This window comes from Streptomyces coeruleofuscus (assembly GCF_039532725.1).
GTDB lineage: Bacteria > Actinomycetota > Actinomycetes > Streptomycetales > Streptomycetaceae > Streptomyces > Streptomyces coeruleofuscus.
The window spans coordinates 587,559-605,083 of the sequence record NZ_BAAASE010000001.1; the positions used below are offsets into that span (position 1 = coordinate 587,559).

Here is a 17,525-nt window from a genome sequence, read left to right on the forward strand (position 1 = left end):
ACTGCCGGAATACGGGAGAAGGCGCAGGTCAGAAGCGTGGTCGTGGTCCAGACCCGCAGGTCAGCAGGTCGCGGCCGCCGATACGCCGTCATGAGCCCGCATATCGCATGACCGTTCTACGGCTCACTCGACGTGCCGTTCACGGGGTCGTGGAAGGCCGGTTTTTCCCCAAGCCCCGTTTCCATCCGGCCCTTGCGGTGGACAATTGAGGGCATGAGCCAGCAGGGGGGAAGGCCCACCGGTCCCGAGGACGACTGGTGGGGGCAGTTGTACGACGACTCCACCGGCGACACGGGCCCCGCACCCGTTCCCGATTCCCTCGACGACCGCTTCGCCTCGGCGGCGGGGGCGGTGGGCGGCAGGGGTGTTCCGGGAGCCGGGGCGGGGGAGGGGGCCGTCTCGGATCCGGTGGTTCCGGCGCCTCGGTCCGAGGCCGACGACGGCATGGGCGCCCCACGTGCCTCGGGCCCGTCACCGCAGCGCGCACCCTGGGAACCACCGCCCGCGCGCCCCACCGGCCCGGTGACCTTCCCGGCCGCGGCGAAACGGCAGGGGCCGGAGCGGACGCCCCCCGCCCCGCCGACGGTCCCTCCGCCACCTCCGGCACCTCCCTTCTGGCCGAGCCCCGAAGCGGCCCGTTCCACCACGGCGGGCGCCCCGCCCAGGGGCCCCACAGCCGAGCCCGGGCCCGGTGGTACCGCATCCCCCGCACCGGCCGATCCGCCGCCTTCACCGCCACCCCCAGCCGATCCGCCCGCACCACCACGCCCCGCCGGCCCTCCACCCACGCCACCCCCCTCCGCCGAATCCCCGCCCACGCCCCCACCGCCCACGGACCCTCCGCCGGACCCGCCCGAAGCCGCCTTCGAGCGCCCCCAGTCCTCCCCGGGGCCCCGTGGCCACGTCGGCTCGAGGCCGCCCACCTACGACGCCGAACCCACGGCACTTCCGCTCGCCGATCCAGATGATCTGGACGACCTCGTCCCGGACACCGTGCTCGACGGGGCCCGGTACGGGACCTGCACGGTGCGGGCCGTGTCCGTGCGGGGGGACTCCGCGCGGTACCGGGGCGAGCCGCGGCGGGACTCGCTGCTGACCGCGCGGTTCGGCACCGGTGAGCAGGCGCTGCTGCTGGTGGCGACGGCGACCGGGGCCCGGGCCACGCCGGGGGCGCACCGGGCGGCCGCCGAGGCCTGTCACTGGATCGGGCGGGCCGTCGGACGCAGTCACGCGCGGCTGGTGGAGGACATAAGGGCGGGGCGGCGCGGCGACCTGAAGTCCGGACTGCACCGCCTCACCGACCGCAGCCTCGGCAAGCTCCGCGCCAGCGCCGCCGAACAGGGCGTCGAGCCGGAGGAGTACGCGGCCGGCCTGCGCTGTCTGCTGCTGCCCGCCGACCCCGAGTGCCGCACGCGCGTCTTCTTCGGCGTCGGGCCCGGCGGGCTGTTCCGGCTGCGGGACGGCGAGTGGCAGGACATAGAACCCCAGGTCGCCGAGATCAAGGGCGAACCCGTCGTGGGGTTCGGATCACCCCCCACCGAGACGCCCGACGGCGACCGGCTCACCATGGACCTGGGCATCCCGACCCCGCCCAGCCCCTACGAACCGGCCCCGGAACCACCCCGCGAACCCTTCCGCTTCCGTACCTCCGTCGCCCGCCCGGGCGACACGCTCCTCGTGTGCAGCGGCGGCCTCGCCGACCCGCTGCGCGGCGAACCCGAACTGGGCGACTACCTCGCCGAGCGGTGGTCCCGCCCCGAGCCGCCCGGCCTCGCCGCGTTCCTCGCGGACTCCCAAGTACGGGTCAAGGGCTATGCGGACGACCGTACGGCCGCGGCCGTTTGGGAGGCGTGAGGACGTCTCCTGTGACTTGATGGAACCCGGAGGGATCCCAGGAGACCGAAGGGGCAGACGAGAACCATGGCCAAACAGAACGTCGCGGAACAGTTCGTCGACATCCTGACCCGCGCCGGAGTCAAACGCCTCTACGGAGTCGTCGGCGACAGCCTCAACCCCATCGTCGACGCCGTCCGCCGCAACTCCGCCATCGACTGGATCCACGTCCGGCACGAGGAGACCGCCGCCTTCGCCGCCGGGGCGGAAGCGCAGATCACCGGCAAGCTCGCCGCCTGCGCCGGCTCCTGCGGGCCCGGCAACCTCCACCTCATCAACGGCCTCTACGACGCCCACCGCTCCATGGCGCCGGTCCTCGCCCTCGCCTCGCACATCCCCTCCAGCGAGATCGGCCTCGGCTACTTCCAGGAGACCCACCCCGACCGGCTGTTCGCCGAGTGCAGCCACTACAGCGAGCTGATCTCCAGCCCGAAGCAGATGCCCCGGCTGCTCCAGACCGCCATCCAGAACGCCGTCGGCCGCTCCGGCGTCAGCGTCGTCTCCCTGCCCGGCGACATCGCCGCCGAGCCCGCCCCGGAGCAGGCCGCCGAGACGGCCCTCGTCACGTCCCGGCCGACGGTCCGTCCCGGCGACGCCGAGATCGACCGGCTCGTCGAGATGATCGACGACGCCGACAAGGTCACGCTGTTCTGCGGCAGCGGCACGGCCGGCGCGCACGCCGAGGTCATGGAGTTCGCCGGGAAGATCAAGTCCCCGGTGGGGCACGCGCTGCGGGGCAAGGAATGGATCCAGTACGACAACCCGTTCGACGTCGGCATGAGCGGGTTGCTCGGATACGGCGCCGCCTACGAGGCCACCCACGAGTGCGACCTGCTGATCCTGCTCGGCACCGACTTCCCGTACAACGCCTTCCTCCCCGACGACGTGAAGATCGCCCAGGTCGACGTCCGGCCCGAACACCTCGGCCGCCGCTCGAAACTGGACCTCGCGGTGTGGGGCGACGTACGGGAGACCCTGCGCTGCCTCATCCCGCGGGTCCAGGAGAAGAAGAACAGCCGCTTCCTCGAACGGATGCTGAAGAAACACGCGGACGCGCTGGAAGGGGTGGTGAAGGCCTACACCCGCAAGGTCGAGAAGCACACGCCGATCCACCCCGAGTACGTGGCGTCCGTACTCGACGAAGTGGCCTCCGACGACGCCGTGTTCACCGTCGACACCGGCATGTGCAACGTCTGGGCCGCCCGCTACATCTCACCCAACGGCCGCCGCCGCGTCATCGGTTCCTTCTCCCACGGCTCCATGGCCAACGCGCTGCCCATGGCGATCGGCGCGCAGTTCACCGACCGCGAGCGGCAGGTCGTCTCGATGTCCGGCGACGGCGGGTTCTCCATGCTCATGGGCGACTTCCTGACGCTGGTGCAGTACGACCTCCCCGTCAAGGTCGTCCTCTTCAACAACTCCTCCCTCGGCATGGTCGAGTTGGAGATGCTGGTCGCCGGACTCCCGTCCTACGGCACCACCAACAAGAACCCCGACTTCGCCGCCGTCGCCCAGGCCTGCGGTGCCTACGGCGTACGCGTCGAGAATCCCAAGGACCTCGCCGGGGCCCTGAAGGACGCCTTCAAGCACAAGGGCCCGGCCCTCGTCGACGTCGTCACCGACCCCAACGCCCTGTCCATCCCGCCGAAGATCAAGGCGGAGATGGTGACCGGGTTCGCCCTGTCCGCCTCCAAGATGGTGCTGGACGGCGGGGTCGGCCGCATGGTCCAGATGGCCCGCTCCAACCTGCGCAACGTGCCCCGGCTCTAGTGTCACGGGGCCATCACCGGTCCGGCCGGTGTCAGGGGAGTTCCGGCCGGACCAGCGACGGCGAGGGGACCAGGTACGGGGCGGCCTGGTCCCCGGTTCGGGAGGGCTGCTCGCGCCGGCTAGCGCAGCGCCCAGGTCCTCCAACTGGGAAGGATCTCCGTGACGGTGAGGGCCTGGAGGTCCAGAGCGGCGTCGCGGCGATGGCGCCGTGCGTCAGGGAGATCGGCCCGCGCCAGTGCGTGGCGGCGGGCGTCCTCGTAGTGGTCGGCGTCCACGATGAAGACGTGTACGCCGGAGCCGCCGTGCGGGGTTCGGGTGGGAATGGTGGCAGACCAGAAAGGCATGGCAGGTCCTCTCGTCGGACACTCCGGTGGGTGAGGTGAGTGAGGTGTCAGATCCCGTATCCCGCGGTGAGTGAAGTGGCATCCCGCAGGAGCCGGACCCGGGCCTGTTCGACTTCCTTGATGCGCGCCTCGACGCTGCGCCGATGGGCTCGGAGGTCTTCGGCGGCTTGTGCGGCCAGCTTCCTGCGCTGAGTTGCCGAGGTGCCGCCCGCGCTGGTGCGGCTTTCGACGAAGTTCCGCGCGTCGAGGACGCCGGCCAGTTCCTCGGCCGAGTAGTGCCGGAAATGCTGGTCGATCAGGTCTGCGCGTACGACGCCGTCGGTCGCGCCCGCGCTCTCGTGGGCGGTGATGAGGCGTGCCACGGCCTCGTGGGCGCCGCGATAGCTCAGCCCCTGGGTGCGCACCAGGTCGTCGGCCAGCGCGCTGGAGGTCGACCAGTGGCGCCCCGCGGATTCACCGAGACGGCCGGTGTGGACCTCGAGGGTGGCCACCGCCTCGGTGAGGAGTGTGACCGCCCCGGCCGTGGCCTGGCAGTACCCGGGAATGCGGTTGTGCACATAGGCCTGGTCGGAGTCGGTGGAGGTGGCGAAGTGGAGGATCCCGAGTTGACTGGCCCCCCAGCCGGCGGCATCACCCGCGAGGCCTCGTATCCGCTCCAGTGCGATGGGGTTTCGCTTCTGCGGCATCATGCTCGACGTGCCGCACAGCGAGGGGTGGAGGCGGACCATACCGACTTCCGAGGACGACCAGTAGAACAGGTCCGACGCGCACCTGCTGATGCCCGACAGCGTCAGTCCCAGGGCACCGGCGAGTTCGGCCCCGACGTCGACGGAGGACATTCCGGCGTCGCGTGCGTTGCGGACCGGCCGGTCGAAGCCGAGGTAGGCCGCGGTGGCGTCGCGGTCGATCGGCCACGCGGTGCCGCTGTGCGCGGCTCCGCCCAGCGGGCACTCGTTGAGACGCTCGTAGACCTGACTCAGACGGGCGAGGTTGCGTGAGAGGGGCCAGTAGTGGGCGTTGAAGTAGTGGCCCAGCGTGGTGGGCTGGGCGTGCTGCAGATGGGTGTAGCCGGGGGCGAGAACGTCGTCGTGGCTCTCGGCCGCGTCCAGGAGGGCCTCGCCCAGACCGATGAGTGTGCTCATCACCGCAAGGGCGCCCTTCCGGTCCGCCATGCGCAGGCCGGTGGCGTTCTGGTCGATCCTGCTGCGGGCCCGCTGGATGTCGAGACCGCCCGGGCCGCACCTCTCTTCGAGGTACCGCTCGATCTGCAGGGTGATGGTGCCGATCGCCGGGTCGCCTGCCAGTGCCTCTCGCGGGTTGTTCTCGAGCAGTTCCAGCAGGGCCGCGACGATGGCTCGGCCCTGTCCCGGGTCGAAGACCTGCTCCTGGGTGAGCATGAGGGCGTGAGCGAGGTCGATGAGCACAAAGTGCTCCGCGTCGGCCAGTTCGTTGGCGAGCTCTACGGCGTTGACCTGCTCGACCAGGGTGGGCGAGGGCTGCGTGCCGAGCCGGCCGTCGGTGAGTACGGGCTTCACTTGACGGCTCCCGCGGTCATGCCGGAGGCGATGTGCCGCTGCAGCATGAGGAACGCGATCACGATGGGCGCCGACACGGCGAGCGATGCGGCCATCACCTGGTTCCAGTACACGTTCGCTTCGCTCGCGTAGGCCTGGAGCCCCACCGCGACGGTACGGGTCTGCTCCGTCGTCAGCACCGACGCGAAGAGGACTTCGCCCCAGGCCACCATGAAGGAGAAGATCGACACCGCGACGATCGCAGGCCGCGCGGCCGGGACGAGGATGCTGTAGAGCATCCGCACCGGCCCCACGCCGTCGACCTTGGCCGCGTCGTCGAGTTCACGGGGGATGGTCTCGAAGTAGCCCACGAGCATCCAGATGGAGAACGGCAGCGAGAAGGTGAGGTAGGTGATGATCAGACCGAGCCGGCTGCCGACCAGGGACAGGCCTGTGTAGCGGTCCACCATCACGAAGAGGAGGAAGAGGGGAAGCAGGAACAGGATGCCCGGGAACATCTGGGTGGACAGGATGGTGACCTTGAACGCCTCGCGACCGCGGAAGCGCCACCGGCTGATGGCGTAGGCGGCGAGCAGGGCGACGGCGACGGACAAGACGGTGGCCAGACCCGCGACCACGATGGAGTTGGCGAAGTACCGGGCCAGCGGGACCGTGGTCCACATGTCGAAGAAGGGGGTCAGGGTCGGTTCGCTCGGGATCCACCGGAACTCGCCCTGCACCTGGCTCAGCGGTTTGAGGGCCGTGCTCACCATGACGAAGAGGGGGGCGCAGACGAACGCCGTCAGAAGAGTGAGGGTGGTGCGCCGGAAGATGCGGAATCCGCGGGTTTCATGCCTCATAGAGACTCGCCCTCCTTCGGGTCACGGCGAGGTGGACACCGGTCACGAGCAGCAGGAAGAGCAGGAGCAGCACGCTCATCGCCGAGCCCAGACCGAAGTTCCACGTCACGAACGAGTTCTGGTAGATCTCGACGCTGAGGAGGCGGGCCTCCTCCGGTGCGCTGCCGCCGAACAGGACGTACGGCGTCTCGAACTCCTTGAACGTCCACAGGAACATCACGAGCAGGAGGACCTGGTTCACGGGGGCCAGCATGGGCAGCGTGATCTCCCGGAGCTGACGCCACGGACCGGCTCCGTCGAGGCTGGACGCCTCGTAGACCTCGTCCGGGATGGACTGCAGTCCCGCCATGATCATGAGGAAGGCGAAGGGCCACAGGCGCCAGATCGCCACGACGCACTGCGACCAGAACGAGTTGGATCCGATCAGGAAGAAGGCGTTGTCGTCCAGGACCCCGAGCTGGTCCACGAGGATGTGGTTCAGCATGCCGTTGTCGCGTTGGAGCAGGAAACGCCAGGTGATCACAGCAGCGAACGCCGGCAAGGCGTAGGGGATGAGGAACAGGGTGCGCAGCAACCCGACGCCTCGGCGGGTGCGCTGGAGCGATACCGCTGCGGCCAGGCCCATGGACCAGGAGGCGCCGAGGACGACGATGGTGAAGCCGAGGGTGACGAGGAAGGAGTTCAGCAGTGAGGCGCCCACCGGCTGGTTGAAGTCCAGCACGGCCTTGTAGTTGTCCGCTCCGGCGAACGGGGCCTGCCACCAGTGTGCGAGCTGGTACTGCGTGAGCTTCATCGCGCTCATCGTCAGACCGGACACCATCGGACCGAAGTGGACCACGAGTTCCAGGACCAGGGCCGGCAGCAGGAACACGTACGGAATCCAGCGGCGCCGGCGGTTTCTCCGGTCGGTGCCGTTGTCCGGATCCTTGCCGCTCCTCACGTCCTTGTCGATGAGGGCTCTGTCGCCGTTCTTGCGGTGTCGCCGTCGGGTCTCGTCGCCCGCCCCGGCGCGAGCACCTGAGTAGATGGTCATGTCGCGTGCCGCCTTGCTGGGAGTTACCGGCTCATCCACCCGCGCTGACCTTGGCCGACGCGTCCTCGAGTGCGGAGCTGATCTGTTCGTCGCCGGGCTGCTTGCCCGTGGCCGTGTCCGAGAGCCAGTTGACGACCGCGTTTCCGATCAGCGTCTCGAACTGCGTTTCCTGAGGCACTCTGGGCAGGGGGATCGCACGCGTGGCCATGGTCTGGCGGGCGATCTTCGCCTCTTCGGTTTCGAAGGCCTTCCCCTTGGCGTCCTTCACCGGGGGGATCGTCCCGTACGCGGCGTTGAGGGTGACCTGCTCCTGCGGTCCGGTGAGGAACTTGATCAGCTCGGTCGCCCCGTCCATGTTGTCGGTCGACTTGAGGATGGCCGCGTTGGTGCCGCCCAGGAAGGACCCGACGTTCTTGCGGCCCGGCCCCGTGCCGGCGGGCATGGGGGCGATCCCGTAGTCCTTGTCGGTGAGGTCGTAGTCCTTGAGTGTCTGCCCGAGGGTCTGCACCAGCATCATGCCGATGCGGTCATCGGCGAAGGCCTCGTAGACGTCGGCCCAGTCGGCGTTCTCCGCGTCGGACGGGTTGACGATCTTGTCCTTGCCCATCCAGGAGAGGTACTGCTGGATGCCCTCGACGGCGGCCGGTGAGTCGAACGTCGGCTTGTCGCCCGCGAAGAACTCCGCGCCCCGGGCCGAGCCGAGGATGTAGGCGTAGTGCACGGCGATGGTGCTGGCCTGCCCGCGCACGCCCAGGCCCCACTGGTCGGTGCGGCCGTCACCGTCGGTGTCCTTGGTCAGTTTCCTGGCCGTGGTGACGAAGTCCTTCCAGGTGGCGGGCGGTTTCGCGATACCGGCCCGCTCGAAGAGCTTCTTGTTGTAGTAGAGCTGGTAGACCTTGCTGTAGAGCGGGACGGACGTCGGTGTCTGCCCTTCGGCTCCGCCGGTCTGCAGTGACACCGGGGTGAACCGCTTCGCGCCGCCGATCTTGGCCATCATGGCGTCGTCCCACTCGACGAGCGCGCCGGTGGCCTGCAGGGAGGGCGCCCAGCTGTTGCCCAGGTTGATCACGTCCGGGCCCTTGCCGCTCGTCGTCGCGGTCAGGATGCGGTTCAGCAGGTCCGTGAACGGGATGACCTCCAGGTTCACGCGTATGCCCGTGCGCTCGGTGAACTTGCGCAGCTCCGGCTTGAGGATCTCCTTGTCGCGTTCGACGCTCGGAGATTGCTGGGACGCCCAGTAGGTCAGCGCCTTGGGGTCGGCGTTGGCGCCTTTGTTGTCCTGACAGCCCGGCACTGCGGCCACCACGGCGATCGCCACCGCCACCGTGCCAGCCCGAGACCACACACGCATATCCGGCTCCTCTCAAATGTCATCGTTAACATTTGTGTTGTCCGGGAGTATGCTCCTCGTAACAAGCCAATGTCAACGATTACAATCTCGCGGAACGGCAGTCACGGATATGTCGCTGTGCGATGTAGTGGAGTTACTTTGAGTAGTGGCGATCATCAGCGGGTCACGGTCACCGATGTGGCGCGTGCAGCCGGGGTCAGCACGGCTACTGTCACCCGCACGCTGCAGAAGCCGGACGTGGTGAAGGCCGCGACACGGGAGCGGGTCATGGAAGCCGTGCGCCGGCTCGGCTACTCGCCCAACCCCATGGCCCGGAACCTGCGCCATGGCAGCCCCGCGGGTGTGGTCGGACTCGTCACGGCAGGATTCACGAACATCTTCCAGGCCTGGGTCGCCGCGGGTGCCGAGGCGGAACTGCGCCGGGCCGGGCTGCAGTTGCTGATCGGCTCGACGGACGACGACCCCGCCCGCGAGCCCGAGCTGGCCCGCATCATGATCGACCGCAGGGTCAGTGCCCTGCTCATGATGCCCGACGGCGACGACCGCGACTTTCTGCGGCCCGAGTACACCTACGGCACACCCGTCGTACTCGTGGGCCGCCCGGCCAACGGCCTGGACGTCGACGTCGTGATGACCACGGACGACCAGGCGGTCGACGAAGCCACAGACCAACTCCTGCGCCTCGGCCACCGCCGGATCGCGGCCCTGGCCGGCCGGGCCGACTCCTTCCGCGCCGCCCAACGGCTCTCGGGCTACCGCGCCGCCCTCGCGCGCCACGCGGTCCCGGAACCTCAAGACCTCGTGGTCACCGGCCTGACCAGCCCGCAGGAGATCAACGCGGCCGTCACCGAGCTGATGCGGATGTCCGAGCCCCCGACCGCCGTGCTCGCTCTCAACCTCGGCATCAGCAGCGGCGTCCTGCTGGACCGCATCGTCAACCGTCGCGACACCGCCTTCGTCGCGCTCGACGAGAACGACCTGTCGGCCGGACTGGGCATCTCGGCGATCACCAGAGACCCGTTCGAACTGGGCAGGCAGGCTGCCCTCCTGGCCCTCGAACGCATCACCGATCCGACCGCCCGTCCACGCACCGTGACCCTGCCGAGTCTTCTCGTCCGACGCGGCTCCGGCGAAGTGCCACCCCCGTCCGCCGCCACCGACGGCGTCCCGGCTGCCGTGCCCCATGAGGTGGTTCAGTCCGACGGCAGCGGCGTCGCCCGCGATTGAGTGTCCCGTCGGCGCGCCCATCGTCCCGCCAGGGGTGTGTCGCGGCCGTCGCGATGTCGACGTGGGCCCTCCCGCGGTGGACGTGGGCCGTCTTGGCGTGGGCGTGGGCTCTCCCGGCGTGGGTAATGGGCCGTCTCGGTGGTGGGCGTGGGCCGTTCCGGTCGTGAGCCTGGGCCGTGCTCCGCCGCGGGGCGGACGGTCCCTACCGGCCGGGAACCCGGGGGAGACCGTCGTACTTCGGCCAACTTCACCGGACCGCCGCGCCCCGGGACCAGCCGCCCCACCCCTTCGCCGCGTACGGAAGGATCGGCAGCCGGCCATGGGCAGTTCGTCCGATCTCCGGCGGTCAGGATCCGCCGCGGGACGTCTTCCGGCTACCCTCTTGTCCCCCTCCTCTTTGCCGTCGTACTGCTCAGGGCCCCTCCGCCCGGCCCGCCGGCCCCGGCCACATGGCCGAACATCCGGTCGTTGACGATTCGACATGACTGCCGTGTCCCCGACGGGGCATGGATCCCCGTGAACGTGTTCGAGCAGGAGGGGAACCGACATCGGCGCGCGGGCGGGGGTCATGGAGAGGCAGGCACGACGAGGCGGTCCCATAGCGATCGGCGGCGTCTCGGCGAAGACGGTGGAGGACAGGACCGACGACGTCACGGAGCGGGAACCGGCACCGCAGTTGCGGCGCAGACTCGGGCGGGCGGACCTGCGGGCCGTCCCGGAAGCCCGCAGGGCCCTGCGGGAACTGCTGGGGCAGTGGGGGAAGCAGGGGCAGTCGGACGTGGCGGAACTGCTCACCAGCGAACTCGTCACCAACGCGATCGTCCACACCGACCACGACGCGGTCCTCACGGCCACCGTCGGCCCCCGCGGACTGCGGGTGGAGGTACGGGACTTCGTGGCCCGCAGGCCCCGGCTGCGCGTACCGGTCGCCGACGACGGTACGAACGGAAGGGGCCTGTTCCTGGTGCAGTCCCTCGCGGACGCCTGGGGGGTCCGGCCGCACGGAGTGGGCAAGGCCGTCTGGTTCGAGTTGGAGGCCGGGGCGGCGTGAACGCCGAAGGGGCGCGGCCCGAAGGCCACGCCCCTTCGCCGCTGTGCTGCGGCCCGGTCAGCCGAACTGCTGCTCCAGGTCCTTGAGCTTGCGCTCCAGGGAGTCCAGACGCGGCAGCGCCATGGTGTCGTCCTCCGCGGTGAGGTCGACGGTCACCGGGTCAGCTCCTTTGCGCACCGGCTGAAGGGAGGGACGCGAGCGCACGGGCAGGGGTTCCGGCGCGGATATGGCAGGCTCCGCGGTGACCTGCGAGGAGCCGCGCTCCACCTGCACCTCCAGCTGGCGTCCGCCGCCACGGCCGAAGTGGCCGCGGTGGCCGCGGCTGATCGCCTTCAGCTGGGCCCGCTCCACACGCTGCTGGTCGCGCCGCCGCTGCCGGGCCTCTTCCTTCTTGCGCTTGTCGTCGCGCACCTCGTCGACGGCCTCGTCCAGGCTGCGTACACCCTCCAGGAGCATCAGCGACCAGGCGCGGTAGGTCTCCCGGGGGGCCCGCAGCCAGCGCACCATGCGGATCTGCGGCAGCGGGCGGGGCACCAGGCCCTGCTCTCGCAGGGCGGCCCGGCGGGTCTGCTTCAGCGCGCGGTCGAAGAGCACCGCCGCCGACAGGGACATACCCGCGAAGAAGTGGGGGGCACCCGCGTGGCCGACGCCCCGGGGCGCGTGCACCCAGTTGAACCAGGCCGCGGCGAAGGCGAACGTCCAGACCAGTATCCGGGAGCCGAGCGCGGCGTCACCGTGGCTGGCCTCGCGCACCGCGAGGACGGAACAGAACATCGCCGCGCCGTCCAGGCCGAACGGGACGAGGTACTGCCAGCCGCCGGACAGTCCGAGGTTCTGCTCGCCGAAGCCGACCAGGCCGTGGAAGGAGAGCAGGGCGGCGACGGCCGCACAGCAGAACAGGAGGAGGTAGGAGAGGGTGCCGTAGAGGGCTTCCTTGCGTCTGCGGCGTTCCTCGCTGCGCTCCCAGGAGTCGTCCGCGCTCGTGTCTTTGACCGAGGAGCGCTTGCCGCGCGCGAGAACCGCCACCGCCGCCAGCATGCCCAGGAGAAGCACGGCGCCCGGAAGCAGCCAGTTCAGCGATATGTCGGTCAGTCTCATCTGGGTGGTCCCTTGCATTGGGATAGGGCGTAACGCCCGCCATAGTGGCCCAATCCCACCGGCCCTCAGGGGGTTTCGGGGCAAGAGGCCGCCAAGGAAGTGCAGGGGATTGCCCGTGGCGGCATTCTGCTCGAACTTCCGCTTGAAAGGCGGGAGTTGAGTTCGAAAAGGACTACCCGCACGGGTGGTTCTCCGGAACGTTCCTGTGACCCGTGAGGAAGTTGTGAACCGGCTGCGCGCATGTGGGTGGCCGGTTCCGTGATGATCGTACGGGGTGGTGGCGGGCCGCTCTGCCCGCGTCTGCCCCGGGTGCCTCAGCCGGCCGTGGCCAGCAGCTTGTCGACCCGGTCGGCGTCGCAGGTGCGCGGGCAGGTGACGCAGGTGTCCTCGGGGCGCAGGGTGTAGAACATGCAGCAGCTCGCGCGGTCCCGGGTGCGCAGCGGCTCGCCTCCGGGGCCGGTCAGCTCACGGAAGGCCGCCGTGCCCACGTACGGCTTGGTCGCGCCCGGCAGGAGCAGCTCCAGCTCGCGCATCGCACGCCGCTCCTCGATCTCGCCGAGCAGCTGGGCGACGTACCAGAGCCCCTCGACGATCTCGTCCGTCGCCATACCCCACAGGGCCCGGCCGCGGCGCCGCATCCTGGGGCCAAAACCGGCCAGGACCGGCTCCATGTGCTCGGCGACCGCCGACCGCACCTCGGCCCGCAGCGCCTCCTCGTCCGGGACGACCCGGGCGCCGGGCAGCGCGGCGGCCTCGTCGCCGGGCAGGCAGGCGAACCCGGCCGGGCGGACGGCCAGGTGACCGACGGGGTGGCCGGGGGCCGTGCGGTCGTACGAGACGTGCGTCACGGGGTAGCGGGGCACGCGGCGGTGCAGGAACCAGGGGACGGTGATCAGGAGGCAGGCCGGCCAGGCGTACCGGTGCAGGCCGAAGCTGGCGATCACGTCGGGGCGTGCCTGCCGGTCGTAGTCCCGGCGGATCTGGGCGTCGTCCCAGGACAGGAAGGCGTCGAGACCGGGGCCGGCTTCCGCGAGCGCGGCGGCGGTGGTCCAGTTGCCGCCCCGGGGGGCGTCGTCCCCGGCGGTCAGTTCGGTGATGGCCAGCCCCGGGAGGACCTCGGCCAGACGGGCGTACGCGCCGGAGAGGGCCGAAGGGGGCAGGGGCATGGGATCACCGGTCCGCGTCTGTTGAACGGTCTGTTGCACGGGTCGCTTAAAGGTAAGCCTTACCTTACCCAAGATTGCCGGGATTTGAACTGACGGCCGGTGCGCTTATGGTGCTTGACGGACGAGTAACAACCCGCCGTAATGACCCCAAGTACCGATACGTCCGGAGGAGGAGCCGAGCCGTGAAGCAGGGCGCGCAGGGCTCCGCCGGGGCGGAGGTGCCGAGGGCGGGGGTGCCGGGTGGGCAGGGCGGGCAGGTGCGGGTGCCGCAGCAGTCCGGGGCGGCCGGTGCGGGCCGGGTGAGGCCCGGGGGCGGCGCGGCTTCCGAGGTGGTCCGGGGGGAGCACACGCACAGTGAGCCCGCCGCGCCGTCCGCCCCGCCGTCCGCTCCGCGGGGCCGGCCCGTCGTTCAGCGGTCCTCGGTGCGCGGGCAGATCGTCGACGCGCTGCGGGCCGCGCTGGTCGCCGGGGACCTCAGGCCCGGGGAGGTCTACTCGGCTCCGGTGCTGGGCGAGCGGTTCGGCGTCTCCGCGACACCGGTGCGGGAAGCGATGCAGCAGCTGGCCATCGAGGGTGCCGTCGAGGTCGTGCCGAACCGTGGGTTCCGGGTGGTCGAGCGGGGGGCGCGGGAACTGGCGGAGCTGGCCGAGGTGCGGGCGCTGATCGAGGTGCCGGTGATGCTGCGGCTGGCCCGGACGGTGCCGGCGGAGCGCTGGGCCGAGCTGCGTCCCCTCGCCGAGGCGACGGTCCGCGCGGCGTCCTCCGGCTGCCGCGCGACCTACGCGGAGTCCGACCGGGGGTTCCACCGGGCGGTGCTGTCCCTCTCCGGGAACGAGCAGCTGGTCCAGATCGCGGAGGACCTGCACCGGCGGGCGCAGTGGCCGCTTGTGGGGAGCGGGCCGGGGATGCGGGGAAGGGCCGATCTGGTGGCGGACGCGCATGAACACACGGCGTTGCTGGACGCGTTGATCGCCCGTGATCTGGAGGTCGTGCGGGCGCTGGTGGGGGAGCACTTCGCGGGCGCGGGCTGAGTGGGGTGCGCGCCGCTTGCCCGCTGGGCTGCGGGCCGCAGTCCCGCCTAGCTGCGGGCAATCGTGCCTCCCAGTGCCTTAAGGGCCTGGGAGGTGCCCCCAGGGCGGCACGGGTGGGCGCAGCGTTCCCCGCTCCGCCGGGTTGCGGACCCATCCCGCCCGGCAGCCACCGGCGGCACCTCGTCGCGCCGAGCTGCGCACCCCCCCCGGGCCCCGGCAGCAACACCGGGCGCCTTTCAGCACCGTCAAGCCGTCGCCGCCCCCGCCGCCGGCGGAGCCAACTGCCGCGCCAGCCACGTCGGCACGCCCCCGAGCAACCGGAACAACCGCCGCGCCTCCTCCCGCAGCCGGGACGCCTCCGGCTCGGTCTCCGTGTCGGCGAGCGACACCAGCGCCGGCGCCGTACCGACGAGATAACCCAGCTCCTCGCGGATCCGCAGCGACTCCGTGAACCCGTGCCGGGCCTCCGCCAGCTCCCCGTCCCACAACGCGAGTCCGGCCAGGTGCCGCCACGTGAAGGACAGCAGCAACGGGTCGGACTGCGCCGTAGCCCCCGCGTGCGCGCGGCGGTACGCGGCCCGCGCCGCCTGCGGGGAACGCGCCAGGTTCTCCGCGAGCAACCCGCGACGGAAGTCCAGCAGGGCCCGCTGCGGAGCCCCCGGAGGGATCAGCGCCGCCGCCCGCCCCAGCGCCGCCCGCGCCTCGTCGGCCCGGTCGCGCACCGCGAGCACCGTCGCGGCGTAGGCCAAGTACCCGCGTTCACAAGCGGCCGCGCCCCGCTCGTCGTCGCTGTGGGCCAGCGCCTCGGCGGTGCGCAGGGCGTCCTCGGCCTCCTCCCAGCCCTGCTCCGTGTACAGACACCGTTCCACCAGCAGCGACGCGCGTTGCAGCGCCGCCGCGGGGGTGTCCGGTAGCAGCAGGGCGGCCGCGTCGGTCCAGCACGCGCGTGAGCGCAGCCGCCATACCGCGGTCTGGAGGGGATCGTCACCGGCGGTCGTTCCGTTACCAGACATGGCGGTATGCGCCACGTTGCCCTCCCCGAGCACGCCATCGAGCTGTTGAGTGGTGGCGGCATCTCAGCACGAATCGCGGCGCCGGGCCAAGAGGGTGGGTGAAGGATTTCACAAAGTCGTGGGACTCCTGGGCGCCCCGTGTTCGCGCCGGGGCGCCCCGCGTCTCAGCTCATCCGCAGCGCCAGGAAGAAGTCGAGCTTGTCCTCCAGGCGCGACAGATCGCGGCTCGTCAACTGCTCGATTCGGCCCACCCGGTAGCGCAGCGTGTTGACGTGGAGGTGGAGCCGGGCGGCGCAGCGGGTCCAGGAGCCGTCGCAGTCCAGGAAGGCCTCCAGGGTGGGGATCAGTTCGGCTCTGTGCCGGCGGTCGTAGTCGCGGAGGGGGTCCAGGAGGCGGGCCGTGAAGGCGCGGCGGACGTCGTCCGGGACGAAGGGCAGCAGGAGGACGTGGGAGGCCAGTTCCTGGTGGCCCGCCGCGCAGACCCGGCCGGGGCGGGCCGCCGCCACCCGGCGGGCGTGGCGGGCCTCCTCCAGCGCGCCGCGCAGGCCCTCCGCCGAGTGCACGGCCGCGCTGACGCCCAGGGTGAGGCGGCCGTCGTCGTTCAGGCCGGCCGTCAGGGGGTCCCGTACGGACTCCAGGAGCGCGTCCGCGAGGACGCCGGTCTCCGAGCCGTCGTGCTCCGTCGAGACGGCCGGGAGCGGGACGAGGGCGATGGCCTCGTCGCCGGTGTGGGCCACGGCGATGCGGTCGGACGGCTCCGGGCCTGCCGACAGGGGGTCGACGAGGATCTCCTCCAGCAGGGCCTGGGCGACCGGGCCGCCCTCGATCTCCGCGCCGTCCCAGTCGACGCGGGCCACGACCACCTGCCAGTGCGGCGCGGTCCCGAGGCCGGGCAGCAGGACCGGGGCGGCCACCCGGAGGCGGGCGGCGATCTCGCCGGGGGCGGCGCCCGTCTGGACCAGTTCCAGGACCTCCTGGGCGAGGCGGCGGCGGACCGTGCGGGCGGCCTCGCGGCGGTCCCGCTCGACCGCGATCAGCTGGGTGACGCCGTAGAGCAGGTCGAGGCGCTCCTCCGCCCAGTCCCCGGCGTCCGCCTCCACGGCCAGCAGCCAGTCGGACAGCACGGTCTCGCGGGCGTCCCGGGCGGTCTGCGGGGAGCGGCCCGTCGAGCGGATCGGGAACAGGGAGTAGGTGGTGCCGCCCAGGAGCACGCGGTGCGGGGCGCGGCGGCCCGTGCGGGTGGCCGTGAGGTGTTCCGCCGCCAGCCGGCCGCAGGCCTCGGCGGGGAGGGCGGGGCGCGACGCCTTCGGGCCCGCGATCAGGCGGCCGGTGGGGGAGAGGACCCAGGCGCGCAGGTCGAGGTCGGAGCCCAGCAGGTCCAGGACGACGTCCGGGCCGCCGCCCGCCGGGCCCGAGGTCATCATCCGGCGGTGCCGGTCGACCACGGCCGCGAGGTCTCCGGCGCGCTCGCCGGAGACCTGCCGTACGACGTGCTCGGTGATCGTCGCGAACGCCACCGACTCGTGCACCGCGAAGAGCGGCAGGCGGTGGCGGGCGCAGGCCGCGACCAGGTCGTCCGGTACGTTCCCGAGCTCGGCCTCGCCCGCGGCCAGGGCCGTGACCCCCTCCTGCACCAGGATCCGGACGAACGGCTCCGAGTCCGCGGCGTCCCGGCGCCAGGCCAGGCCCGTGAGCACCAGCTCGCCGCCCGAGAGGTAGCGGCTGGGGTCGCGCAAGTCGGTGGTCATCACACCGCGCACGGTGCGGTCCAGCTCGTCCTCGCCGCCGAGCAGCTTGAGGCCCAGCGCGTCGGTGTCCAGCAGTGCGCGCAGCCGCATTCTCGTCGCCGCCGTTCTTTGTCTCGAAATCTATGGTGGATCTTGGTGGGGTTCGCGGTGAACGTCTGTTCGGTGGGCTGGTGGGCGAGGTTCGTCGCCCTCCGGACGTGTCCCGGCTGTGTCCCAGGTCACGCGGCTGTGTCGCGCGTTTCCACAGGAAAACGAGGAGGTTTCTGATGGCCTCCGTTCATACGAATCTACAAGATGCCCGTCCTGGCCAGCCAACTCCTTCATGGTTTCCGTGACTGACCCCGCCGGAGCACCGCGCTGTGTACTGGGTCCACTACGCGTTAACAGCACATGAACGAGCCGGGACCGCCGCACACGGATTGGCTC

Annotated in this window: 14 protein-coding genes; 5 read left to right on the top strand and 9 right to left on the bottom strand. The window is 71.1% G+C overall.

From position 1 onward, the window contains the following. Nucleotides 1–213 precede the first annotated feature (213 nt). Nucleotides 214–1,854, top strand: coding sequence for a protein phosphatase 2C domain-containing protein (locus tag ABFX81_RS02515; RefSeq protein WP_346137563.1), 1,641 nt, complete (start codon nt 214–216; stop codon nt 1,852–1,854). A 66-nt stretch (nt 1,855–1,920) separates the two neighbouring features. Continuing rightward, nucleotides 1,921–3,663: a pyruvate dehydrogenase gene (locus tag ABFX81_RS02520; RefSeq protein ID WP_086846228.1), complete on the top strand. Its 1,743-nt coding sequence runs from the start codon at nt 1,921–1,923 to the stop codon at nt 3,661–3,663. Between the two features lie 119 nt (nt 3,664–3,782). On the opposite strand, the gene ABFX81_RS02525 is transcribed toward ABFX81_RS02520, so the two are convergent. Genes ABFX81_RS02525 through ABFX81_RS02545 form a run of 5 tightly spaced genes read right to left on the bottom strand, consistent with a single transcriptional unit; the run spans nt 3,783 to nt 8,765 of the window. After that, complete coding sequence (locus tag ABFX81_RS02525; protein WP_086846231.1) at nt 3,783–4,007, bottom strand: hypothetical protein; 225 nt, start codon at nt 4,005–4,007, stop codon at nt 3,783–3,785. Between the two features lie 47 nt (nt 4,008–4,054). Next, a complete protein-coding gene (locus tag ABFX81_RS02530; RefSeq protein WP_086846233.1) occupies nt 4,055–5,542 on the bottom strand; it encodes a lyase family protein in 1,488 nt (495 codons plus the stop codon). Further along, nucleotides 5,539–6,381, bottom strand: coding sequence for an ABC transporter permease subunit (locus ABFX81_RS02535; protein WP_086846235.1), 843 nt, complete (start codon nt 6,379–6,381; stop codon nt 5,539–5,541). The genes ABFX81_RS02530 and ABFX81_RS02535 overlap by 4 nt, the downstream gene beginning before the upstream one ends. After that, a complete protein-coding gene (locus ABFX81_RS02540) occupies nt 6,371–7,414 on the bottom strand; it encodes an ABC transporter permease subunit (RefSeq protein ID WP_086846237.1) in 1,044 nt (347 codons plus the stop codon). Before ABFX81_RS02540 ends, ABFX81_RS02535 begins: the two co-directional genes overlap by 11 nt. A gap of 31 nt (nt 7,415–7,445) precedes the next feature. Further along, on the bottom strand, nt 7,446–8,765 hold the full coding sequence (locus ABFX81_RS02545; protein WP_086846238.1) for an extracellular solute-binding protein: 1,320 nt from the start codon (nt 8,763–8,765) through the stop codon (nt 7,446–7,448). 177 nt (nt 8,766–8,942) lie between these two features. Between ABFX81_RS02545 and ABFX81_RS02550 the strand changes: the two genes are divergently transcribed. Together ABFX81_RS02550 and ABFX81_RS02555 are read left to right on the top strand one after the other, a co-directional pair. Beyond that, the gene (locus ABFX81_RS02550) at nt 8,943–9,992 is read left to right on the top strand and encodes a LacI family DNA-binding transcriptional regulator (RefSeq protein ID WP_346137564.1); all 1,050 of its coding nucleotides are present in this window, start codon (nt 8,943–8,945) and stop codon (nt 9,990–9,992) included. A 568-nt stretch (nt 9,993–10,560) separates the two neighbouring features. Beyond that, the gene (locus tag ABFX81_RS02555) at nt 10,561–11,043 is read left to right on the top strand and encodes an ATP-binding protein (RefSeq protein WP_346137565.1); all 483 of its coding nucleotides are present in this window, start codon (nt 10,561–10,563) and stop codon (nt 11,041–11,043) included. Between the two features lie 57 nt (nt 11,044–11,100). On the opposite strand, the gene ABFX81_RS02560 is transcribed toward ABFX81_RS02555, so the two are convergent. Continuing rightward, nucleotides 11,101–12,141: a DUF2637 domain-containing protein gene (locus ABFX81_RS02560; RefSeq protein ID WP_086846242.1), complete on the bottom strand. Its 1,041-nt coding sequence runs from the start codon at nt 12,139–12,141 to the stop codon at nt 11,101–11,103. 314 nt (nt 12,142–12,455) lie between these two features. Beyond that, the gene (locus tag ABFX81_RS02565; RefSeq protein ID WP_086846244.1) at nt 12,456–13,307 is read right to left on the bottom strand and encodes a (2Fe-2S)-binding protein; all 852 of its coding nucleotides are present in this window, start codon (nt 13,305–13,307) and stop codon (nt 12,456–12,458) included. A gap of 182 nt (nt 13,308–13,489) precedes the next feature. Between ABFX81_RS02565 and ABFX81_RS02570 the strand changes: the two genes are divergently transcribed. Then, nucleotides 13,490–14,338 carry a GntR family transcriptional regulator gene (locus tag ABFX81_RS02570; RefSeq protein WP_346137566.1) on the top strand — a complete coding sequence of 283 codons (849 nt, stop codon included), beginning with the start codon at nt 13,490–13,492 and terminating at the stop codon, nt 14,336–14,338. Nucleotides 14,339–14,583: 245 nt separating this feature from the next. On the opposite strand, the gene ABFX81_RS02575 is transcribed toward ABFX81_RS02570, so the two are convergent. Beyond that, a complete protein-coding gene (locus ABFX81_RS02575) occupies nt 14,584–15,366 on the bottom strand; it encodes a hypothetical protein (RefSeq protein ID WP_086854387.1) in 783 nt (260 codons plus the stop codon). 149 nt (nt 15,367–15,515) lie between these two features. Beyond that, complete coding sequence (locus ABFX81_RS02580; RefSeq protein ID WP_086854386.1) at nt 15,516–17,189, bottom strand: PucR family transcriptional regulator ligand-binding domain-containing protein; 1,674 nt, start codon at nt 17,187–17,189, stop codon at nt 15,516–15,518. Between the last annotated feature and the right edge of the window lie 336 nt (nt 17,190–17,525).

Bases quoted from the DNA above. Each gene is read 5' to 3' on its own strand.
- ABFX81_RS02580 (WP_086854386.1), bottom strand. From the start codon at position 17,189: ATGCGGCTGCGCGCACTGCTGGACACCGACGCGCTGGGCCTCAAGCTG.
- ABFX81_RS02560 (WP_086846242.1), bottom strand. From the start codon at position 12,141: ATGAGACTGACCGACATATCGCTGAACTGGCTGCTTCCGGGCGCCGTG.
- ABFX81_RS02545 (WP_086846238.1), bottom strand. From the start codon at position 8,765: ATGCGTGTGTGGTCTCGGGCTGGCACGGTGGCGGTGGCGATCGCCGTG.
- ABFX81_RS02515 (WP_346137563.1), top strand. From the start codon at position 214: ATGAGCCAGCAGGGGGGAAGGCCCACCGGTCCCGAGGACGACTGGTGG.
- ABFX81_RS02540 (WP_086846237.1), bottom strand. From the start codon at position 7,414: ATGACCATCTACTCAGGTGCTCGCGCCGGGGCGGGCGACGAGACCCGA.
- ABFX81_RS02555 (WP_346137565.1), top strand. From the start codon at position 10,561: ATGGAGAGGCAGGCACGACGAGGCGGTCCCATAGCGATCGGCGGCGTC.
- ABFX81_RS02565 (WP_086846244.1), bottom strand. From the start codon at position 13,307: ATGCCCCTGCCCCCTTCGGCCCTCTCCGGCGCGTACGCCCGTCTGGCC.
- ABFX81_RS02520 (WP_086846228.1), top strand. From the start codon at position 1,921: ATGGCCAAACAGAACGTCGCGGAACAGTTCGTCGACATCCTGACCCGC.
- ABFX81_RS02535 (WP_086846235.1), bottom strand. From the start codon at position 6,381: ATGAGGCATGAAACCCGCGGATTCCGCATCTTCCGGCGCACCACCCTC.
- ABFX81_RS02525 (WP_086846231.1), bottom strand. From the start codon at position 4,007: ATGCCTTTCTGGTCTGCCACCATTCCCACCCGAACCCCGCACGGCGGC.